This is a genomic window from Agrobacterium sp. 33MFTa1.1, from assembly GCF_004328495.1.
Taxonomy (GTDB): domain Bacteria; phylum Pseudomonadota; class Alphaproteobacteria; order Rhizobiales; family Rhizobiaceae; genus Agrobacterium; species Agrobacterium pusense.
In genome coordinates, this window is the sequence record NZ_CP036358.1 from 228,069 (window position 1) to 249,765 (window position 21,697).

Here is a 21,697-nt window from a genome sequence, read left to right on the forward strand (position 1 = left end):
GAATGAAAAACCCTAACGAGGAGACAAGCATGGACCTTATGTCGAACGACCACCGTATCCAATCCGTTCTCGGCCGCCTTGAAATGATCATCGACCATGAGAACGACAATATCGGTAAGGACCCGCGGTTCGACTTCAAGGTCTCCAATGCCCATAAGAGCCGGTGCCTTTATGAGCTGACGATGCTGTTCCGGGATACCCCGCGCGAGGAAATCGCTGCCGGTTACATGGAGCAGGTCAAGGGCATCAAGTCCAAGCTCGCCACCAATGCCAGCCGCGTCGAGGCACATCTGAATGCAGTTCGCGCGGTCGCCGACCTCCTGAAGAACGCAATCCAGGAAGCCGACACGGATGGTACCTACTCCCAGGAACAGTTCATGTACGGCGCAGCCTCCTGATGTTGAAGCTTCTTCTCACCGGCGTCTGGGTTTGCGCCGTCACGCTCGGCGCGGTGTATTTCTCCGTCCAGATGGCGACGGCGCCCGCGCCGGATGAGGCGGGCGCAAAAAAGGCCAGCTTGCAACTGGTCAAGGGCGAAAGCATCACCATTCCCGTCATCAATGATGGCGGGGTAAACGGTTACTTCCTAAGCCGTATTTCGCTGCGCGTCGACAAGGACAAGATGGCGAAAATCGAGTTGCCGGCAACCCAGTTGATGACCGATGAGCTGTTCACGCTCCTGGCGGGTTCTTCCATGGTCAACATCGCCAATATCTCTACCTTCGATCCCGACGCCTTCAAGCAGCGCATCCGCGAGGGGCTGAACAAGAGGCTTGATGACGAGGTGGTCGAGGACGTGCTGATCGAGCAACTCGATTATCTGTCCAAAGCCGACATTCGTGAGCAGAACGGGAATGGGACACCCCGTTCCATCAAGATCGTCGAAGGTGAAAAAGCCGACGCCGGCAAGGAAGCGGCCGCCGCGCCAGGCCACTGATAGCGCCGCCCCGCTTCGTGCCTTCGGCATGGCCAGAGGCAAGGGACGGTCGCGTGATCCACGTGGTTAATCATTCCTTTGCGTCGGCCTTGGAATTCTATTGATTGCTTTCAGCGTAAATTCAAACAGCACATGTATAAACGGTCCATGAACCGCGAACCCGCAGAAACCTGCGCGTGACGGGCGGGGCTTGCATCGGGGGCTGGGTATGAACGTAACGACGGGTTTTGCACGACCGGGACAGCAGCGGGACATTTACGGGCTGCACTTCTGCGACCTCGACTGGAACGCAGCGCTGGAACATGTGAGCGACAGGGCTTCCGCCTCTGAGGGCCACACGTCGCTCTCATTTCTCACCCTTGAAAAGGCAAAGCTTTCACTCAAGGACATCGGCTATCGGCAGGTCCTCGAAAGCTGCCTGCTTTTCCCGCAGGGCAAGGCGTTGAACACTGCCGCGCGGCGCGCACATGGTGAGCCTCTGCCGGTCGTGATCGATGGCGTTGCCTTTGTCATGGCGCTCCTCACCTATATGGCAGTACCGAAACGGATCGGCGTTGCGGGTGACGATGCAGCCCAGCTCGGTGTCGTTCTTGGCAAGCTGCGTAGCCATGCGCCCTGGCACGACTTCGTCATGCTGAGCGGCGAGACGTCCGGCGTGAAAGTGGATATGCTGCTGGCGGGAATGACGAAGCAAAATCAGGAGATGTGGCTGCATCGCACCGTCAACCGCGAGGACGCGCGAGTCGCCATCGCAGTCGGGCCGCTTTTCAAGATATTATCGTCCGAAGTGGCAGGCATGCCTGAAATCTTCCGCAGGCTGCATATGAGCTGGCTTTACAGCCTTTGCGCCGAACCCTGGCATATCGCTCTCGGCAAGGGCTGAGGCGAGTTCGGCGAAGGTCCGTTAACCATTTGTTTGCCACGATCCTTTAACCTCTCGTAAGGTTTTGACAGCTGTCCGTCCGCGGGCGGCGGCGAAGGTGGCAGACGGCTTCAGATGGTTGATCACAGTCCAGATATGACGGCGACCCGCCCGGAAGGGGATGAGATTGCCGCGCCCGCGTCGCAGTGGCGCAGGCATTGTCTTCGGCTTTTGACCGCCGGATGCGTCGCGGCCGCCACGGTAACCGGCGCAGCCCTGCCGTTGCTGCTCGTTGATTCCGGTTTTCGCGGCTATGTCTCGCGGGCGCAGATCGAGGTATCACAGACCGCTTATGATGCACCAGATGCGACCCGCTTTCTGGCGATGGCGCGGCGCACCCTGCTTTCACCTGGCGGGCTGGACCGGATCAGCAGCGATCTCAAGCTGAAGCCTGCCGATCTGGTCGGCGTTCGCAAACAGGGTGAATTTCACCTGCTTGTCGATCTTCTGACCGGCGCGGATGCGCGTCCGCTCTCCCCGCGTGAGGCGCTTAACGGCGCGGTCGGAGATGGGATAGGGCTTGAACTGTCGCCCGACGAGACGACGCTGATCGTGACTTCGAGGGCTGCGACGCCAGAAGCGGCTATGCGGCTTACCGACTATCTTTCGATGCGTATCATGGCGGACGGCAAGGCCGGCACCATGACGCCCGCTGTGCGGGAGATGGACCGGGCGCGGACAAGGATGGACGAGGCCGAGGCGGCGCTAAGCGGTTTCCAGATGCGCCATGGCGATGCGGTGATTACCGAGGTGCAGCAGCTCGAGCAGCAATTGCGTGACGTGAACGACAGAATCGCCGCGGCGACCCGACAACAGCAGTCGCTGCAGGCGGATCTGGCGGCGGCTTCGGCCCTGAAACCCAACGATCTGTTCTCCAAACCGCTTCCCTCCGGCATCGCCTTTTCTGCACTCGAGGACATCAGGCAGAAACATGCCGCCGCCAGTATGGCGCTTTCCAGCATCTCGGTTGATTACGGCCCGAAACATCCCCGACACATCGCCGCCAGGAACGCGGTGGATGCCGTACAGGCACTCGCTGCTCCAGCATTGCGCCAACTGCTCGATGCACTGCGAGCGGACGAGAAGCGCATCGCTGAGGAGATCGCCGATGCTGAAGCCGAGCGGAAAAAGAACCTTGATCGCCTGAATGGTCTCGGTGTTGCTCCGGGAGAGTTCTCCAGACTGCAGGGGGAGCTCGAAACGGCGAGAAACACCTATCTGGAGGCGAGCGAACGCCGCGATCTCTCCTCTGCTGCGACGCCTGCCCTTGAGACCCGCCTCGCGAAAAAGGCAGGTCCGGGAGAACTATCGCGTGATCTTGCCCAGGCCGCCATGATGGCGGGCGGCGGCGGCCTGATCGGATTGCTGGGCAGTCTCTATCTTCTGACGTACCGTCGCCATGACGAGGAAGAGCAGGATGCCTCCGCCTTCGAACCGGAAGCGGCAATCCGGCTCCCCGAGGAGGAACCCGCGCAATTTTCGGAATTCGAGCCAATCGAACCGGCTGTGTTTGACGATCTGCAATCTCCTGATGCCGAAACGGCCGGCTTGGATGCTGGCCACGACGAGGAGAGCTTCGCCGATTATTACGGCGGTGCGGTTAACGACGATGAGCGCATGCCGCTCGACGAGCGTGTAAGGCAGGTTCTGATGGGCAACCGCACGGTTGGGATCGCCGGTCAGGCACCGTCCGCGCTGCCGCCGCTGCTGGCTGATGCGCTTGCCGGCCACGCCGATCATGCCCAGGCGGAAGCGGAGGAGCTGATGGAATTGCGACGGGAATTGGCGCTCCTGAGGGAGCGTCTCGTCGATTATGCCGACCACCAAGAAGACTACCGCAAAACCGCCTGAAAACGCCGCATTTTAGCTTGCATTCCTGCGACGGGGGCACCATACGGAGCCTACGTAACCCATGAGGAGCAGGACGCATGGCAGTTGTGATTGACGGGAAGGCGAAGGCGGCCTCGGTAACGGAGGCGGTCCGCGCATCGGCAGAAGCGCTTGAGGCGAAAAAGGGCGTCAAGCCCGGTCTCGCGGTCGTCATCGTCGGTAATGATCCGGCCAGCCACGCTTATGTGAACTCCAAGAGCAAGATGGCCAAGCAATGCGGGTTCAATTCCATCCAGCACACGCTGCCGGAGGAGACCACACAGGCTGACCTCCTGAAGCTGGTCGGCGAATTGAACGCCGATGCCTCCATCCACGGCATTCTGGTTCAGCTGCCGCTGCCGAAACATTTCAATTCAGACGGGATAATCCAGTCGATCCTGCCTGAGAAGGACGTGGATGGCCTGAGCGTGCTGAATGCCGGCAAGCTCGCGACCGGCGATCTTGCCACCGGTCTCATTTCCTGCACGCCCGCAGGCGCCATGCTTCTGGTGCGCGGCATTCACGGAGACGACCTTTCCGGCCTGAACGCCGTTGTCATCGGCCGCTCCAACCTGTTCGGCAAGCCCATGGGCCAGCTTCTTCTCAATGCCAACGCCACTGTGACGATGGCGCATTCGCGAACCAAGGATCTGGCCGGCATCTGCAAGACGGCGGATATTCTGGTGGCGGCGGTTGGCCGCGCGGCGATGGTGAAGGGTGACTGGGTGAAATCCGGCGCGACCGTCATCGACGTCGGCATCAACCGCATTCCCGCACCCGAAAAGGGTGAAGGCAAGACAAAGCTGGTGGGCGACGTCGCCTATGATGAAGCAAGCGCCGTTGCCGCGGCCATCACCCCTGTTCCCGGTGGTGTCGGCCCGATGACGATCGCGATGCTGATGGCCAACACCGTCATCGCCGCTCATCGCGCCGAAGGCCTGGCGGCGCCGAAGTTCTAGGCGTTGAAACGGCCGGCTACGCTTTCGGAGCCGGCCCCGTCGAGGCGCGGACCACCAGTTCCGCCTTCCAGAGTTCCTGATACGGCTCCGTCTGGTCGTTCTTGATACGATTGATCAGGCGCTGGCCCACGCGGACGCCTGCCGCTCTCAGCGACGAGCGCGTGGTGGTGAGCGGCACGGAAAAATTATCGGGTTTCAAAAGCGGCAGCACATCGTCATGGGCGATGAGGGAAATATCCTTGCCGGGTTTCAGGCCTCGCTGGTTGAGCGAGCGGATCGCGCCAAGTGCAAGCGCGGTACTGGCGCAGAGAATGGCGGTCGGTTTCTCGGGGCGTGAAAGCAGGGCCTCCATGCCGAGATAACCTTCCTCGTCGGTCATGCTGCCGTGTCTCTTATTGCTTGCATGCAAGGCCAGGCCGTTTGCCGCCAGCGCCTTTTCCACCCCAAGACAGCGCCGGTAGGTGAAATCATAGCCTTCGGGACCGTTCAGCAGCCCGATGCGCGTATGGCCAAGCTGAAGCAGAAGCTGGGTCGCGTCACGGAAGGCACCTTCATTGTCCACGTCGAGGTAGGGATAATCCTCCTCCACGCCGATGGAGCGGCCATGCACGAGGAAGGGCAGGGAAAGCGACTGCATCATGGCGATGCGCGGATCGTTATTCTTCATATAAGCGAGATAGATGCCGTCGACGCTGCCGCTAGCGGCGAGCCCGCGAAGGGCTTCGCGTTCCTTTTCCGGCTCGGTGGGCATGATGACGAGATGAAAGCCGCTGCGCGAGGCTTCCTCGCCAAGACCGCTCAGGAATTCGCCGAAATGCACATCCGAACGGTGATGTTCGCCAATCGGCATCACGAGCCCAATGGAGCCGACCTTGCCGGTTGCCAGCCGCTGTGCCGCGGCATTGGGGCGATATCCCGTCTTCTCCGCGGCTTCCATGACGCGGCGGCGCGTTTCCGCGCTGACCTCGGGATAGCCGTTGAGCGCCCTGCTGATGGTCGTCTGCGAAATGCCCAGCAGTTGCGACAGCTGTTTCAGGTTCATGTCTGTCATTCCTCCATGCGCGCGCCCGGAAAAGGCCAAAAGCCCCTCCTCATTTTCCCAAAGCGCTTTAGATTTTTAACAGCCCCGTCCGCTTTTCTCAATCGAAAATGATAGCCGCCTTCCTAAATCAATATGACTATTTCGAAGGTTAGGCAGCGTTTCCGAATAAAGAGCCTCTTGACTCCATCTTGATGACAATGAGATGAATAGGCAGCCAAAGCGCTTTGATTGGAGAGGACGCTTTGAGCCTTTTATGTGATGGGAGGTAAATCACATGCGGAAGATCCTTTTGGCGACGGCTGCTTCAATCGTGCTGCTGTCGGGTTCGGCCATTGCCGCCGATCTGAAATTCGCGCCGGGCCAGGACGCCAAGTTCAACTGGAAAAGCTACGAAGATTTCAAAGCGGCCCATGCTGACCTTAAAGGCCAGACGCTGACGATTTTCGGCCCGTGGCGTGGTGAGGACGAGGCTTTGTTCCAGTCCGTACTCGCCTATTTTGCTGACGCGACGGGCGTGAATGTCCGTTATTCCTCGTCGGAAAACTACGAGCAGCAGATCGTCATCGACACACAGGCCGGCTCGCCGCCCAATATTGCCATTTTGCCGCAGCCTGGCCTTCTCGCCGATCTCGCCGCCAAGGGTTTTCTTGTGCCGCTCGGCGACGACACGGCCAAATGGGTCGAGGAAAATTACGGCGCGGGTAAATCCTGGGTCGATCTCGGCAGTTATAAGGGCAAGGACGGCAACAAGGCCTATTTCGCTTTCCCCTTCAAGGCCGACGTGAAGTCGCTCGTCTGGTATGTGCCCGAGAATTTCGAGGAAGCGGGATATAAAGTTCCCGAGAGCATGGAAGACCTGCTCAAGCTCACCGACCAGATCGTTGCCGATGGCGGCACGCCCTGGTGCATTGGTCTTGGCTCCGGTGGTGCGACCGGCTGGCCTGCAACCGACTGGGTGGAAGACCTGATGCTGCGGACGCAGCCGCTGGATGTCTACCAGAAGTGGACGACCAACGAGGTAAAATTCACCGATCCGGCCGTGGTTGCCGCGATCAACGAATTCGGCAAATTCGCCAAGAACGAAAAATATGTGAGTGGCGGCGTTGCGGCCGTAGCCTCCACCGACTTCCGCGACAGCCCCAAGGGCCTCTTCGACATTCCGCCGAAGTGCTACCTGCACCATCAGGCATCGTTCATTCCCTCCTTCTTCCCCGAGGGCACCAAGGTCGGAACGGATGCGGATTTCTTCTACATGCCGACCTATGCCTCAAAGCCTGACCTCGGCAAGCCGGTTCTCGGTGCCGGCACGCTCGTCACCATCACTAAGGAAGCGCCCGCTGCCAAGGCATTCGTACAATTCCTGCAGACGCCGATCGCCCATGAAGTGTGGATGGCGCAGTCCAGCTTCCTGACGCCGTACAAGGGTGTGAACGTCGAAACCTATGCCAATGAGCAGATGAAGCGTCAGGGTGAAATCCTGACCACGGCGACGACCTTCGGTTTTGACGGTTCCGACCTGATGCCCGGCAAGATCGGCGCCGGCGCTTTCTGGACCGGCATGATCGATTTCGTCGGTGGCAAGTCTGCCGATCAGGTCGCCGCCGATATCCAGAAGGCCTGGGACGGCCTGAAGTAACACGGATTAAGACGAGGCCTGGCGGCTCGCTGCCGGGCCTCTTCCGCAGGAACGGCCCGACAGCTGCATAAATCAACGCGGCGCGGAGAGGATCAGGGAGGGAACATGGCTCAACAACTGGTGTCCGCCATCGGCGTTATGGTAGCGGGCGTTTTTGCCTGTGCTGCCTATTACTGGCTATCCGATAAGGCGTTGCAGGCAATCTTTCCCGTCCGCTCGGGAGACGTCATTCACGCATCCCGCAACTTAAACCGCCGCGCCGCCGTCCGGCCGTGGCTGTTCGTCGGCCCTGCGCTGATCCTTTTGCTTGTCTATCTGGTTTATCCCGTCATAGCGACGCTGATCCTCTCCTTTTACGACCGGACGGGCAGCGAATTCGTCGGTCTCGCCAATTATCGCTGGGCGTTTTTCGACGCCGGTTTCCGTCAGTCGATCTTCAACAACATTCTCTGGCTCGCCGTCGTGCCGGCCGCCTGCACCTTCTTTGGCCTTGTTATCGCGGTCATGACGGACCGCATCTGGTGGGGCAACATCGCCAAATCCATCGTCTTCATGCCGATGGCGATCTCCTTCGTCGGCGCTTCCGTCATCTGGAAGTTCATCTATGAATACCGCGCCGAAGGTCAGGTGCAGATCGGCCTGCTGAACGCCATCGTCGAGTTTTTCGGTGGTAATCCGCAGGTCTGGATTTCCATGCCCTTCTGGAACAACTTCTTCCTGATGGTCATCCTCATCTGGATTCAGACCGGGTTCGCCATGGTCATCCTCTCTGCGGCTTTGCGCGGTATTCCGGAAGAGACCATCGAGGCGGCTGTCATCGATGGCGCCAATGGCTGGCAGATCTTCTGGAAGATCATGGTTCCGCAGATCTGGGGCACTATCGCCGTCGTTTGGACGACGATCACCATTCTCGTGCTGAAGGTCTTCGATATCGTGCTGACCATGACCAACGGGCAATGGAACACCATGGTTCTCGCCAATCTCATGTTCGACTGGATGTTCCGCGGCGGCGGTGATAGCGGCCGAAGTGCTGTTATCGCGCTCATCATCATGGCGGCCGTCACCCCGATCATGGTCTGGAACATCCGCCAGGCAAACCGCGAGATGGAGGGCCGCTGAGATGGATATTGCCAAACGCCTCCGCCGCGTCGGCCTGCCGCGGCTCATCGTTCACGCCAGCGTTCTGATCGTCGTGCTGCTCTGGCTCTTGCCAACGCTCGGCATTCTCGTGAGTTCGCTGCGCGACAAGGATCAGATCACGGTGTCGGGCTGGTGGACCGCTTTTTCGAGCTCCGAACAAACGCAAGCCGTTCGTCTGGCCGATGCCTCGGCTCAGAAGCAGGATGGCAGCCGCTACGTCATATCAGGCAATGTCTTCGAAAACGGCCAGGGCGGAAAGGTTGCGGCCTTCGGCGTGCGCGTGCAGGAGCCGACAGCTTTCAAGGCAGGTGAAGCCGCTGACATCGGCGATGGCGAGACGCTGCTTATCAATGAAGACGGCACTTACGAATATAGCAAAGCCGCAAGCTTCGAGGGTTCGCGCGGCAAGCGCGTCTACATCTCTGTCGCAACGCCGCCCGTCTTCACCCTCGACAACTACCGTACGGTTCTAACATCGGAAGGCATCGGCCAGTCCTTCGTCAACTCGCTGACGGTCGCCGTACCTGCAACCGTCATCCCTATACTCATCGCCGCCTTTGCCGCCTATGCCCTGTCATGGATGAACTTTTCCGGCCGCAATCTGCTGATCGCCATGGTGGTGGGCCTGATCGTCGTGCCCTTGCAGATGTCGCTGATCCCGCTTCTGAGACTGTATAATGAAATTGGCACCATCTTCGGCGTGCCATCCAAGACCTATGCCGGTATCTGGCTGGCGCACACCGCCTTCGGCCTGCCGCTCGCCATCTATCTGCTGCGCAACTATATTTCCGGCCTGCCGAAAGAGATCATCGAAAGCGCCCGTGTCGATGGCGCAAGCGATTTCGAAATCTTCGTCAAGATCATCCTGCCGCTCTCTTTCCCGGCACTCGCCTCCTTCGCCATCTTCCAGTTCCTGTGGACCTGGAACGACCTGCTTGTCGCCATGGTTTTCCTCGGCACGCAGAAGGATGAGCTTGTGCTGACAGGCGCCTTGAACGCGCTGCTCGGTTCGCGCGGCGGCAACTGGGAAATTCTCACTGCCTCGGCCTTCGTCACCATCGTCGTGCCGCTCGGCGTCTTCTTCGCTCTTCAACGTTATCTCGTGCGTGGCCTGCTGGCAGGCTCCGTCAAGGGAGGCTGATCATTCCATGAACGCCCATACCACACAGGACACTTCCATGACCGCTTCGGTGACTTCCGCTTTGACGCCCAACAAGGACTGGTGGCGCGGCGCTGTTATCTATCAGATCTATCCGCGCTCCTATCAGGACTCCAATGGCGACGGCATCGGCGATCTCAAGGGCATCACCGACCGCCTCCATCACATCGCAGGCCTCGGTGCCGATGCGATCTGGATTTCGCCCTTCTTCACCTCGCCGATGAAGGATTTTGGATACGACGTCTCGAATTATGTGGATGTCGACCCGATGTTCGGCACGCTCGCCGATTTCGACGGGCTGATCGCCGAAGCCCACCGTCTCGGCATCCGCGTCATGATCGATCTCGTTCTGTCGCACACCTCGGACCAGCATCCCTGGTTCGTGGAAAGCCGCGCCAGCCGCAACAACCCGAAAGCGGATTGGTATGTCTGGTCGGACAGCAAGCCGGATGGCACGCCGCCCAACAACTGGCTGTCGATTTTCGGCGGCTCGGGCTGGCAGTGGGATCCGACCCGCATGCAATATTACATGCACAACTTTCTGACCTCGCAGCCGGACCTCAACCTGCATAATCCGGAAGTTCAGGAAGAGCTGCTGAATATCACACGCTTCTGGCTGAAGCGCGGCGTCGATGGTTTCCGCCTCGACACCATCAACTTCTATTTCCACGACCTTGAGCTGCGCGATAATCCGGCGCTGGCGCCGGAGCGCCGCAATGCCTCCACCGCGCCTGCGGTCAATCCCTATAACTTCCAGGAGCATCTCTACGACAAGAACCGCCCGGAAAACATCGCCTTCCTGAAGCGCTTCCGCGCCGTACTGGACGAATTCCCTGATATCGCCGCCGTCGGCGAAGTGGGCGACAGCCAGCGTGGCCTCGAAATCGTCGGCGAATACACCTCCGGCGATGACAAGATGCAGATGTGCTACGCCTTTGAATTCCTCGCGCCCGATGCGCTGACCCCGCAGCGTGTTGCCGATGTACAGGCGGATTTTGCGAGAGCTGCACCGGAAGGCTGGGCCTGCTGGGCTTTCTCCAACCATGATGTCGTGCGCCATGTCAGCCGCTGGGGCGAGCATGTCGAGGACAAGGATGCTTTCGCGAAGGTGCTGTCGGCACTTCTCATGACCCAGCGCGGTTCCGTCTGCATCTATGAGGGTGAAGAACTCGGCCTCACCGAAGCCGATATCGCTTTCGAAGATTTGCAGGATCCTTACGGCATTCAGTTCTGGCCTGAATTCAAGGGCCGCGACGGTTGCCGTACGCCGATGGTATGGGACGCCGGCCATGCGCAGGCCGGGTTCTCGACGGCCGACAAGACGTGGCTGCCGATTCCCACCGAGCACAAGCAGCGCGCCGTGAGCGCCCAGCAGGGCAATGAGGCTTCGGTGCTGGAGCATTACCGCCGCTTCCTCGCGTTCCGCAGGCAGCATCCGGCTTTCGCAAAGGGCGGCATCGAATTTCAGCCCGTGCAGGGTGAGGTGTTGAGCTATACCCGCAAGCTGGGCAACGAAACCGTTCTTTGCGTCTTTAACTTGTCAGCGACGCCGGCAGAGGCCACGCTGCCGGAAGGGAACTGGGAGGTTCTTGAAGGCCATGGCTTTGCAAGCGGACTGAAGGGCAGAAGCGTCGAACTTCCGGCATGGGGCGCTTTCTTCGCCCGTTACGCCTGACAGATGAGGGAGGAACACCCATGACAAGTCTCGTTCTCAAGGATATCCGTAAATCATACGGGCAGGTGAAGGTGCTGCACGGCATCGATCTCGATATCGAACAGGGCGAATTCATCGTTTTTGTTGGCCCCTCCGGCTGCGGAAAATCGACCCTGCTGCGCATGATCGCCGGGCTGGAGGAAATCACCGGCGGCGAGATGTATATTGACGGCCAGCTTGTCAACGAAATCCCGCCTTCGCGTCGGGGCATCGCCATGGTGTTCCAGTCCTATGCCCTTTATCCGCACATGACTGTCTACGACAACATGGCCTTCGGCATGAAGATTGCCAGGGAAAGCAAGCAGGAGATCGACCGCCGCGTTCGCGCCGCCGCCGAAATCCTGCAGCTCACGCAATATCTGGAGCGATTGCCAAAGGCGCTGTCCGGCGGCCAGCGTCAGCGTGTCGCCATCGGTCGCGCGATCTGCCGCAACCCCAAGGTCTTCCTGTTCGATGAGCCGCTCTCGAACCTCGATGCGGCTCTGCGTGTTGCCACGCGCATCGAAATCGCCAAGCTCAACGAGCAGATGGCCGATACAACGATGATCTACGTTACCCACGACCAGGTGGAGGCGATGACGCTCGCTGACCGCATCGTCGTTTTGAACGCGGGGCGGGTGGAGCAGGTCGGCGCGCCGCTCGAGCTTTATGAGAGGCCGGCCAATCTTTTCGTGGCGCGTTTCATCGGCTCGCCCGCCATGAATATTATCGGTGCGAAAGTGACCGGCACGGGTGAACGGACCTCCATCGAACTTGCCGGCGGCAAGACATTGGTCGTCGATGTTCCCACATCCGCATCTGAGCAGGGCAAGGCCGCAAGCTTTGGCGTTCGGCCGGAAGACCTGAGCATCGCGACGGGCGACGACTATCTATTCGAGGGAAAAGTCGCGATCGTGGAGGCCCTGGGTGAGGTGACCCTGCTTTATCTCGAAGCGCCCAAGGGCCAGGAGCCGATCATCGTAAAGGTGCCGGGCATTGTTTCCGTGGGTAAGGGTGAAACCCTGCGCTTTGCCGCCCTGCAGGAGAAGCTTCATCTTTTCGATGCGGAAGGCAAAGCCTACCGCAAGTAAACGGTGGCGATACTGAAACAAGCCCCGGAACTGTCCGTTCCGCGGCTTTTTACTGGTTATCGGCCGTGTGGAAAAACGTCGGAAATGTCCCGCTTCCGTCCTGTTTAAGCTGACGCTGATATGAATTGTTAAAGACTATGGCCTAGTCTCGTCCTATTGGTAAGCATTGGGAGTTCGGGCGTGCAGAGCGGTGCGGGTGTCATCAGAAATCATTATCTGAGCAAGGAAGAGTCCTTCATGTATGACCGCGAAAGCCGGTTCCGCATGGAAGACACCATGAACGCGGCGCGCATCGAATATACCGAAAAGGCCGTGATGCACATGGCGGCACGCCGCTGCGACGTCATTCGCATCTCCCAGACAGAGGCCGTGCTGGCGCTACTGACCAAATACAACCTGCCGAACCAGTTCTATCTCGATATCCCCGATGCCCGCATCACCAAGATCGGCTGCGTGATGTTGCGCGTCAACGCCAACAACACCATCCATGTCCGCTTCCTGCGTATGCTGACGCAGAAGGAGCTGGATCGAATTTTCGTATTCAGCACACACCCGGCCCACAAGGACCGCAAGCTGGATATCCGGTCGTTCTAAGACCTCGACGATTTGCGGCTTTAGGAAAGCCCGCCCAGAACGGTCTGCTTCAGCTTCACATCCGGCACTTCGATGAAGGCGAGATCGCTGCGGCCGAAATAGGATTTCTGGTTGGTAGCGGACCAGTCGTTGCAGACCAGTTTGTAACGGCCTTTCTTCTCCGGCTTTTCCGGCATGGCGTAGAGATAGTCGCCCGTGCGTGCGGCGAGCGGAATGTTGCTGTCCTGATTGCATCGCTTTAGGATTTGGACGAGCGTCTCGCTGTCCACTTCGGTCACCATCAGCTTGCCGTCGAAGCGCAGCGAGGCGTTGAAATCATAACGGCGAATATCGCCTGCAGGCAGGCCTGCGCCGAAAGAGGTGTGGCCGATGAAACCGACATCGGCGCCGGTCTTCGCGGCGATCAGATGCGCCACATGGCGCCCTGCTTCGTCGACGGTCATCGCTTTGGCGGCCTTGCCGACAACTTCCCGTTCTTCTGCGGTCAGGTGCTTTTCAAGCGTCTGCTCGATGAGGGTCTTGAGAGCCGGCGAGGCGGGAGCATCACGATGGATGGTGACCGTCTCAATGGCGGCGGCCTTGCCGGGACCGGTAATTGTCGCGACCGTCATGGAGGTGCACCAGGAGCCGGTGTGGACATAGCGCGTCGCACCCTCTTCGTGCACGAAATTCAGGTGATCATGGCCGCCCACCAGCAGCGTGCCGTCAGGCAGCACCGGCAGAATATCGCGGTCGGCGACAACGCCGGCGTGGCTCAGAACAATATTGATCGCATCCGCTTTGACGATTTCGGGCAGATTGGCCTTCGCCCATTCCACCGGCTGCGGAATGTCCAGCATCTCGCGCGTCGCCTTCGGATAGGTATTGATCGCATTGGTCGCGAGGCCTGCGACGATGACCGCCCGTTCGCCGGCCTTCACCGCGGCACTGGACGGCGCATAGGGGTTGCCGCTTCGCTTGTCGATGATGTTGGAAAGCACGGTGATGCCGAGGGCTTGAGCACGGCTGACGAAATTGGCGAGGTCATTGTCGATATCGGGCTCATGATTGCCGATATTGATGACTGTGGGGGCAAGCTTGGCGAGCGCCGCAAGGAAGGTCCATTCGATTTCGCCGGCCGAACGTGTGGCCACCGCGTTGCCGAGTTCGAAAAGGTCGCCATTTAGCAGGATGATGTGGGGCGCCTTGTCGGCCGCGATACGCGTTTCGATGGCCGCGAGAAGCTGGCCGATACGCTCATAGGCCGAATGCAGATCGGAGATGACGATGGCACGCAGGGCTACATCCTGCGCCGTTGCCGGCATGGCCGCTGCCATCAGCGGCAGCATGGCGGTGCCCGCCATAAGCTTCAGCACATCGCGGCGGTTGCTTGAAAAAATCGTCATGTCATGCCCCATTATCCGAAACTGCGCCGTCATCCCACGGCTGGTCGGGAACGCCTTAAGAGGCGATCATCACAGCCGCATGACAAGTTTGGCGTTTAAGGCATGGGAAATAAAGCTGTTTCTGCGTCCGCCCGTCCCGGGCGTGAAAGTGCGGTGGGACGATGCCGCAGAGCGGGGTTTAAAGGCGAAAGCCGCATCCAGCCTTCGCCTTTTGGAAATCAATGAAACAGGACACTGGCACCTTGATCGGCAGGACCGGCATTACGGCGGAAGGGGGCGAAAAGTTCGCGGCCCATGCCCCATTCATTGCCGGAGAGATCAGCGCGCGCCGGTTCGCGTTTTGACAGTTCGGCGGCGGACACCAGCACTTCGAGCGATCCGGAAACGGCGTCGAGACGGATGATATCGCCATCGCGGATGAGCGAGATCGGCCCGCAATCGGAAGCCTCAGGCGTAACATGGATCGCGGCCGGTACCTTGCCGGATGCGCCGGACATGCGCCCGTCCGTCACAAGCGCCACCTTGAAGCCGCGGTCCTGCAGCACGCCGAGCGGCGGCGTCAGGCGGTGCAGCTCAGGCATGCCATTCGCCTTCGGCCCCTGGAAGCGGACGACCGCAATGAAGTCGCGGTTAAGCTTGCCTTCCTTGAAGGCGTCCTGAAGCTCCTGCTGGTCGTGGAAAACAATCGCGGGCGCTTCGATGATATGGCGCTCCGGCTTGACGGCGGAAATCTTGATGACGGATTTGCCGAGATTACCGGTCAGCATCTTGAGACCGCCGGTGGGCTGGAACGGTGTTTCAATGCTGGAAAGCACCTTCGGATCGTGGCTCTGTTCAGGGGAGGGCTGGCGGGTGACCGCGCCCTTCTCGTCCAGTAGTGCATCCACGGTGTAGGCGGCCAGACCCTGTCCGAAGACGGTGCGCACATCGTCATGCACGAAGCCTTGTTTCAGGAGCTGCTTGATGAGGAAGCCCATGCCGCCTGCAGCGTGGAAATGGTTCACATCGGCCAGCCCGTTGGGATAAACGCGGGCCAGCAGCGGCACGATGTCAGAGAGATCAGAAATATCCTGCCATGTGAGGATGATGCCTGCGGCGCGCGCCATGGCGATCAGATGCATGGTGTGATTGGTGGAACCACCGGTCGCATGCAGACCCACGACGCCGTTGACGATGGATCGTTCGTCGATCATCTCGCCGGCGGGGGTGAATTCGTTGCCCTGCGCGGTGATGGCGAGCGCTCTCTTGGTAGCCTCGCGGGTCAGCGCGTCACGCAATGGCGTGCCGGGATTGATGAAGGAGGAACCGGGCATATGAAAGCCCATGATTTCCATCAGCATCTGGTTGGAATTGGCGGTGCCGTAGAAGGTGCAGGTTCCGGGACCGTGGTAAGATTTGGATTCCGCTTCCAGCAGCTCCGCGCGACCGACCTTGCCTTCGGCGTAAAGCTGGCGAATACGTGACTTCTCGTCATTCGGCAGGCCTGATGTCATCGGACCGGCAGGAATGAAGACCGCGGGCAGGTGACCGAAGGCGAGTGCGGCGATGACGAGGCCGGGCACGATCTTGTCGCAGACGCCAAGATAGAGGGCGGCATCGAACATGTTGTGCGAGAGGCCGATCCCCGCAGCCATGGCGATGGCATCGCGGGAAAACAGCGAAAGCTCCATGCCGGGCTGCCCCTGGGTGACGCCGTCACACATCGCAGGTACGGCGCCGGCAACCTGAGCGATACCGCCCGCTTCCTTGGCTGCATCGCGGATGATGGCCGGGAAGGTCTCATAGGGCTGGTGCGCCGACAGCATGTCGTTATAGGCGGTGATGATGCCGAGATTGGGAACCCGGTCGCCGGCAAGGATGTCCTTGTCGGCGGGGGAACAGACCGCAAACCCGTGTGCAAGATTGCCGCAGGACAGAACGGAGCGGTGAACGCCTTTTGAGACCTGCAGCCGCAGCCGCTCGAGATAGGTCTCGCGATAGGGCTTGGAACGTTCGACGATGCGGGCGGTGATGGCCTGAATGCGGGAATCGGCGGACATGGGCGTTCATCCTGTTCGTTGGGCGACAGCCGGCGTTCCGGGAGGCGAATGCCGGTTGTCGTGTTTCAGTCTTCATGTCTTCGGGGCGCTTGTCGCGGGCCGCAGGAGCGGCCGTCGCGTCGGCTTATGGCGCCCAGTAAATATCCACTGGCGTTTCTGCCCGGTTCAGCACGGCACGGACGGGCATTTCTTCCTCATCCTCGCCCGACTGCGCCTTCTCCAGCGTCGCCTTCTTGGCGGCGCCTTCGATATGCAGCACCAGGAAACCGGCATCGTGCAGGCTGGAGAAGTTGAAGGTCAACCGTTCCTCGCCGGCATTCTCGGCCGCCATGGTCAAAACCCCGCGCGGCTCATCGAGATCAAGCGCTTCGTAGAGATTGTCTCCACCGGGAAAGAACGAGGCCGTGTGGCCATCCGTTCCCATACCGAGAATGACAACATCGAAGGGATCGCAGATCGCTTCGGTCTTGACGGTCGCAAGCGTTGCCGCATCCTCCGGCGAGGCCGCCGGCTGGAACAGCGGCACGAAATAAGCCGCCTTCGCCTTGTTTTGCAGAAGATTCTCGGCGACGAGACGATGATTGGAGCGATCGCTTTCCGGCGGCACGAAACGCTCGTCCACCAGCGTCACGCTGATATTTGGCCAATCGAGATCGTGCTGGGAAAGCGCCTGAAAGAACAGCTTCGGTGTAGAGCCGCCGGAGACCGCGATGCTTGCGGTCCCCCGTTCCTTGGTTGCCGCGTCGAGCCGGTGGGCGACATCAGCCGCAAGCGTATTGGCAAGATCGGAGGCGCTATCGAAGGCGTGGATTGTTTCGCTCATCCGCGCGCCCTCAGTCGGCATCGTGCCAGGTACGGCCGTCACGCTCGATCAGTGCGATCGAGCCGCTCGGCCCCCAGGTTCCTGCCGTGTAACCCTGCACGCCCTGACCAAGCTCTTCCCAGCTCTTGAGAATTGGGTCAATCCAGTCCCATGCGGCCTCGACCTCGTCGCGGCGCATGAACAGCGTCTGGTTGGACCGGATGGTATCCATCAGCAGGCGCTCATAGGCGTCGGGGCTGCGCACGTTGAAGGCTTCGGCAAAGCTCATGTCCAGCGACACCTGGCGCAGGCGCATGCCGCCCGGGCCTGGGTCCTTGATGAGGAGCGACTGCTTGACGCCTTCATCCGGCTGCAGGCGAATGACCAGCTTGTTGGCCTCGATCTTGCCTGCCGCGTCGTCGAAGATCGAATGCGGGATCTGCTTGAAGGTGACGACGATTTCCGAAACGCGGGTCGCGAGGCGTTTACCGGTGCGGATGTAGAAGGGAACGCCCGCCCAGCGCCAGTTTGCAATTTCAGCCTTGATGGCGACGAAGGTTTCGGTGTTGGAAACGCCGCCTTCGAGCTCTTCCAGATAGCCCTTGACCGGGCCACCTGCGGAAGCGCCGGCGCGGTACTGGCCCCGAACCGTCAGCTTTTCGACGTTGCTGGTGTCGATCGGCTTCAGCGAACGCAGAACCTTCAACTTTTCGTCGCGCACGGCTTCGGCGTTCATGGAAGCCGGCGGCTCCATAGCGACGAGGCAGAGCAGCTGGAGAATGTGGTTCTGCACCATGTCGCGCAACGCGCCGGCCTTGTCGTAATAACCGGCGCGACCCTCGAGACCGACTGCCTCGGCAACCGTGATCTGCACGTGGTCGATATGCGCGGAATTCCACAGCGGCTCGTAAAGCGCGTTGGCGAAACGCAGCGCCATCAGGTTCTGCACCGTCTCCTTGCCGAGATAGTGGTCGATGCGGAAGATCTGCTCTTCCTTGAAGACATGGCCGATGGTGTCGTTGAGTTCCTGCGCCGAGGCGAGGTCGCGGCCGATCGGCTTTTCAACGACAATACGGGTCGAGCGGGTGATGAGCTTGTGTTCGCGGATCTTGTCGGCGATATCGCCGAAAATTCCGGGCGCGACTGCGAGATAGAAAGCGCGCACGCGCTCTTTACCTTCGTCCAGCAGCTTCTTCAGCACGTCCCAGCCATTGTTGCCCTTGGCGTCAACGGGCACGTAGAAAAGCCTGTTCAGGAACACGGCAACCTGCGCGTCGTCATACTCGCCGGCCTTCAGATGCTCCTTCAGGGCGTCCTGTGCGAATTTGCGATATTCCTCATGGGTCATGACCGAACGCGACGCACCGATGATGCGGGTCGGCTCCGTGAACTGCCCTTCGATCTGCCGGTGATAAAGGGCCGGCAGAAGCTTGCGCTCGGCAAGATCGCCCGTGCCGCCGAAAACGACACAATCAAAAGGTTCAACAGGAATGATCTGACTGCTCATATCGATTCTCTCGATCTTCAAGGGTTGGGGCATCAATAATCTAATCGATTTAAAAATGCCAGACTCAGTTATGCGAAATTATGAATTTTGCTTTTGCCGGTGTGCTTGCCGCCGGTAATGGACTGTAAACATTGGACTAAAACCTGTCTCGCATTGCAAACCACGAAAGCGCCAGGAAAAGCAGCGGCGCGCGCAGTGACGTTCCGCCCGGAAAGGCCGGCACTTTAAGCCGCGCGAATGGCGCCAGCATGTCCTCTTTGCCGAGCACCAGATCGGCATAAAGCTTGCCGCAATAATTCGACAGCATCACGCCGTGGCCTGAATATCCACCGATGGAGGTGACACCTGGCATGACCTCACGCACGAAGACCTTACGCGGTAGAGTGATGCCGACGGAGCCGCCCCAGGAATGGGTGATGTCGATATCCTTCAGCTCGGGATAGATTTCCGCGATCTGCCGGCGGATGTGGCTGGAAATATCCCGCGGCGTATCTGCCGTGTAAGCTTCGCGGCCGCCGAACAACAGCCGGTTATCGGCCGTCTTGCGGAAGTAACGCACCACAAACCGTGAATCCGCCACGGCCTCTCGGTCTGGAATGATGCCGGGGAAGGCATCCAGCGGTGCGGTTGCGCCGATGAAGGAGCGGATCGGCATGATATGGGCTGCCGTTATCGGTTCCAGATTGCCGATATAGGCATTGGTCGCAATCAACACCCGTGGCGCAGTGATGGTGCCGAAAGGGGTTTCGATGATGGTCTTGCCGCCCACTTGCCGGATGGATTTCGCAGGCGTCATCTCGTAAATCTGAGCACCCGCATCTTTCGCGGCTTTCGCAAGCCCGACCAGCAGCTTAAGCGGGTGTATATGGCCGGTGCCGGTGTCGCGGGTGCCGCCGAAATAATGAGTGGAGCCGACGCGTTTGCGCGCTTCGCCACGCTCCATGTAGGAAATATGCGGATAGCCGTAGCGGTTGTTCATCGCATCGACGCTGCGGCGATAGTCGTCCTCGTAACCTGCCTTGTGCGCCACATAGAGTTGGCCCGGCAGATAATCCATGTCGATGCCGCGGCTGCTTGCGAAATCGCGCACATAATTTTTGGCGTTTTCGGCGATATCGAACAGCAGCTTCGATTGCTCGAAGCCAATCTCTTCCTCAAGCTCATCGGGGAAAGAGCGCTGGCCGGTGCCGAACTGGCCGCCATTTCGGCCGGAAGCGCCATCGCCAAAACGATGCGCTTCGATGAGGGCGACCGAGACGCCGTTTTCAGCGAGATTACAGGCGGCCTGAAGACCCGTGTAACCACCGCCGATGATCGCGACATCCACCTGCTTCGACCCATCGAGCGCGGGATAGTCCGGCCGCTCACCGATGGTTGCCTGATACCAGGATAGTCCCGGCGCAATCGGGCTTTGCCATGTCATGCTCGGGATTCCTTACACGTTGAGAAGCAGGAACTCGCGCTCCCAGGGGCTGATGACCTGCATGAAGGTCTCGAATTCCCCCCGCTTCAGACCGGCATAAAGGCCGACAAATTCGTGACCGAAGATCCGGTCGAACTGTGCTTCGCCCTCCAGCAAGGCGACCGCTTCAAGCAGGCCACGCGGCAGGTCGATAGAGCCCTCATTGGCCGTATCGGCGGTGGGTTCGGTCGGCTCGATGCTGTTGACGATGCCGAGCCAGCCGCAGCCGAGCGAGGCCGCGAGCGCCAGATAGGGGTTGGCGTCCGAGCTCGGCAGGCGGTTTTCGACGCGCCGCGCCTGCGGGCCGGAAATCGGCACGCGGAAGGCCGTCGTGCGGTTGTCGTAACCCCAGGCATTGTTCACCGGGCAGGCCATGTCAGGCGTCAGGCGGCGGTAGGAATTCACATAGGGCGCCAGCATGACCAGCGCATTCGGAACGTAACGCTGCATGCCGCCGACAAAGGAGAAGAATTCTCTCGAAGGGCTGCCATCTTCATTGGAGAAGATGTTGCGACCGCTATCGATTTCTACCACCGACTGGTGGATGTGCATGGCCGAACCCGGCTGGCCCTGCATCGGCTTGGCCATGAAGGTGGCATAGATGCCGTGCTTCAGCGCGGCTTCGCGAATGGTGCGCTTGAACAGGAACACCTGGTCGGCAAGCTCGATCGGATCGCCATGGCGCAGGTTGATTTCCAGCTGTGCCGGCCCTTCCTCATGGATGAGCGTATCGATCTCGAGGCCCTGTTTTTCGGAGAAATGATAGATGTCATCAATCAACTCGTCGAACTCGTTGATGCCGGCGATGGAATAGCTTTGACCTCCAACGATGGAGCGTCCTGACCGGCCCTTTGGCGGATGCAGCGGATAGTCCGGATCGTCATTCATGGCGACGAGGTAGAATTCGATTTCCGGTGCCACCACCGGCTTCCAGCCCTTTTCGGTATAGAGCGAAAGCACGTTCTTCAAAACGTTGCGCGGCGTGTAGGGCACGAAATTGCCTTCCGCATCCACCACGTCACAGATCACCTGCGCGGTCGGGTCGGTTTCCCAGGGCACGACGGAGAGGGTGGAAAGATCAGGCACCAGCTTCAGATCGCTGTCGCGCGGCTCGTAGCGGAAATTGGCGGTCTCATCGGGATATTCGCCCGATATCGTGTGGCGATAGAGCGCCGAGGGTAGAGCAAGCGAGGTATCGCCCGTGAATTTCGCCGTCGGCATCATTTTCCCGCGCGGTACGCCGGCAAGGTCGGGCGTGATGCATTCTATGTCTTCTATCCCACGCGCCCTCAGCCATTGCGCGGCTTCGCGCCAGGAGGAAACGCCACGGGTGGAGGAAAGGTCGAGGGGAGGGGTCTTCTTTGCCATGGTTGCCTTTTTTTTCGGGCGGAGCATGGTTTTCTTGGCGGGCATGTATCACCGGGTCTGTGTTTCGACTGTCGCCATCATAACCGTAGTTT

General features: G+C 59.8%; 18 protein-coding genes. 11 read left to right on the top strand and 7 right to left on the bottom strand.

The genetic code is table 11. From position 1 onward, the window contains the following. The first annotated feature begins 29 nt into the window (after positions 1 to 29). From EYD00_RS01150 to EYD00_RS01170, 5 genes are all read left to right on the top strand, one after another. On the top strand, positions 30 to 398 hold the full coding sequence (locus EYD00_RS01150; protein WP_006698182.1) for a hypothetical protein: 369 nt from the start codon (positions 30 to 32) through the stop codon (positions 396 to 398). After that, on the top strand, positions 398 to 937 hold the full coding sequence (locus EYD00_RS01155) for a flagellar basal body-associated FliL family protein (RefSeq protein ID WP_004440034.1): 540 nt from the start codon (positions 398 to 400) through the stop codon (positions 935 to 937). The genes EYD00_RS01150 and EYD00_RS01155 overlap by 1 nt, the downstream gene beginning before the upstream one ends. Positions 938 to 1,145: 208 nt before the next feature. Next, a complete protein-coding gene (locus EYD00_RS01160; RefSeq protein WP_004440036.1) occupies positions 1,146 to 1,820 on the top strand; it encodes a WecB/TagA/CpsF family glycosyltransferase in 675 nt (224 codons plus the stop codon). Between the two features lie 114 nt (positions 1,821 to 1,934). Further along, positions 1,935 to 3,710, top strand: coding sequence for a GumC domain-containing protein (locus EYD00_RS01165; protein WP_034496018.1), 1,776 nt, complete (start codon positions 1,935 to 1,937; stop codon positions 3,708 to 3,710). Between the two features lie 77 nt (positions 3,711 to 3,787). Further along, on the top strand, positions 3,788 to 4,687 hold the full coding sequence (locus EYD00_RS01170) for a bifunctional methylenetetrahydrofolate dehydrogenase/methenyltetrahydrofolate cyclohydrolase (RefSeq protein WP_004440039.1): 900 nt from the start codon (positions 3,788 to 3,790) through the stop codon (positions 4,685 to 4,687). Positions 4,688 to 4,703: 16 nt separating this feature from the next. Here the strand turns inward: EYD00_RS01170 and EYD00_RS01175 are convergent, their stop codons facing one another. Continuing rightward, positions 4,704 to 5,729 carry a LacI family DNA-binding transcriptional regulator gene (locus tag EYD00_RS01175; protein WP_004440041.1) on the bottom strand — a complete coding sequence of 342 codons (1,026 nt, stop codon included), beginning with the start codon at positions 5,727 to 5,729 and terminating at the stop codon, positions 4,704 to 4,706. Between the two features lie 274 nt (positions 5,730 to 6,003). Between EYD00_RS01175 and EYD00_RS01180 the strand changes: the two genes are divergently transcribed. The 6 genes from EYD00_RS01180 (at position 6,004) to EYD00_RS01205 (ending at position 13,042) form a co-directional block, all read left to right on the top strand. Further along, the gene (locus tag EYD00_RS01180) at positions 6,004 to 7,365 is read left to right on the top strand and encodes an ABC transporter substrate-binding protein (RefSeq protein ID WP_004440044.1); all 1,362 of its coding nucleotides are present in this window, start codon (positions 6,004 to 6,006) and stop codon (positions 7,363 to 7,365) included. 105 nt (positions 7,366 to 7,470) lie between these two features. Then, a complete protein-coding gene (locus EYD00_RS01185) occupies positions 7,471 to 8,484 on the top strand; it encodes a carbohydrate ABC transporter permease (RefSeq protein ID WP_004440046.1) in 1,014 nt (337 codons plus the stop codon). A gap of 1 nt (position 8,485) precedes the next feature. Beyond that, positions 8,486 to 9,646, top strand: a complete 1,161-nt coding sequence (locus EYD00_RS01190; protein ID WP_034496016.1) for a carbohydrate ABC transporter permease — start codon at positions 8,486 to 8,488, stop codon at positions 9,644 to 9,646. A 37-nt stretch (positions 9,647 to 9,683) separates the two neighbouring features. Continuing rightward, entirely contained in the window at positions 9,684 to 11,339 is a 1,656-nt protein-coding gene (bglA, locus tag EYD00_RS01195; protein WP_004440050.1) for a beta-galactosidase BglA, read from the top strand. A 20-nt stretch (positions 11,340 to 11,359) separates the two neighbouring features. Continuing rightward, the gene (locus EYD00_RS01200) at positions 11,360 to 12,448 is read left to right on the top strand and encodes an ABC transporter ATP-binding protein (protein WP_004440053.1); all 1,089 of its coding nucleotides are present in this window, start codon (positions 11,360 to 11,362) and stop codon (positions 12,446 to 12,448) included. A 237-nt stretch (positions 12,449 to 12,685) separates the two neighbouring features. Beyond that, positions 12,686 to 13,042 (top strand): hypothetical protein, encoded by a 357-nt coding sequence (locus tag EYD00_RS01205; protein WP_034496014.1) that lies wholly within the window; start codon positions 12,686 to 12,688, stop codon positions 13,040 to 13,042. 20 nt (positions 13,043 to 13,062) lie between these two features. Here EYD00_RS01205 and EYD00_RS01210 read toward each other — a convergent pair whose 3' ends face one another. The 6 genes from EYD00_RS01210 to EYD00_RS01235 form a co-directional block, all read right to left on the bottom strand. Continuing rightward, the gene (locus tag EYD00_RS01210) at positions 13,063 to 14,427 is read right to left on the bottom strand and encodes a metallophosphoesterase (RefSeq protein ID WP_004440056.1); all 1,365 of its coding nucleotides are present in this window, start codon (positions 14,425 to 14,427) and stop codon (positions 13,063 to 13,065) included. A 218-nt stretch (positions 14,428 to 14,645) separates the two neighbouring features. After that, positions 14,646 to 16,466 carry a phosphogluconate dehydratase gene (edd, locus tag EYD00_RS01215; protein WP_004440058.1) on the bottom strand — a complete coding sequence of 607 codons (1,821 nt, stop codon included), beginning with the start codon at positions 16,464 to 16,466 and terminating at the stop codon, positions 14,646 to 14,648. Between the two features lie 124 nt (positions 16,467 to 16,590). Next, on the bottom strand, positions 16,591 to 17,289 hold the full coding sequence (gene pgl / locus EYD00_RS01220; RefSeq protein WP_004440060.1) for a 6-phosphogluconolactonase: 699 nt from the start codon (positions 17,287 to 17,289) through the stop codon (positions 16,591 to 16,593). Positions 17,290 to 17,299: 10 nt separating this feature from the next. Continuing rightward, complete coding sequence (gene zwf, locus EYD00_RS01225) at positions 17,300 to 18,775, bottom strand: glucose-6-phosphate dehydrogenase (RefSeq protein ID WP_004440062.1); 1,476 nt, start codon at positions 18,773 to 18,775, stop codon at positions 17,300 to 17,302. Positions 18,776 to 18,911: 136 nt separating this feature from the next. Next, positions 18,912 to 20,198 (bottom strand): NAD(P)/FAD-dependent oxidoreductase, encoded by a 1,287-nt coding sequence (locus tag EYD00_RS01230; protein WP_004440063.1) that lies wholly within the window; start codon positions 20,196 to 20,198, stop codon positions 18,912 to 18,914. Positions 20,199 to 20,210: 12 nt separating this feature from the next. Continuing rightward, positions 20,211 to 21,650, bottom strand: coding sequence for a glutamine synthetase family protein (locus EYD00_RS01235; protein WP_004440065.1), 1,440 nt, complete (start codon positions 21,648 to 21,650; stop codon positions 20,211 to 20,213). Positions 21,651 to 21,697 lie beyond the last annotated feature (47 nt).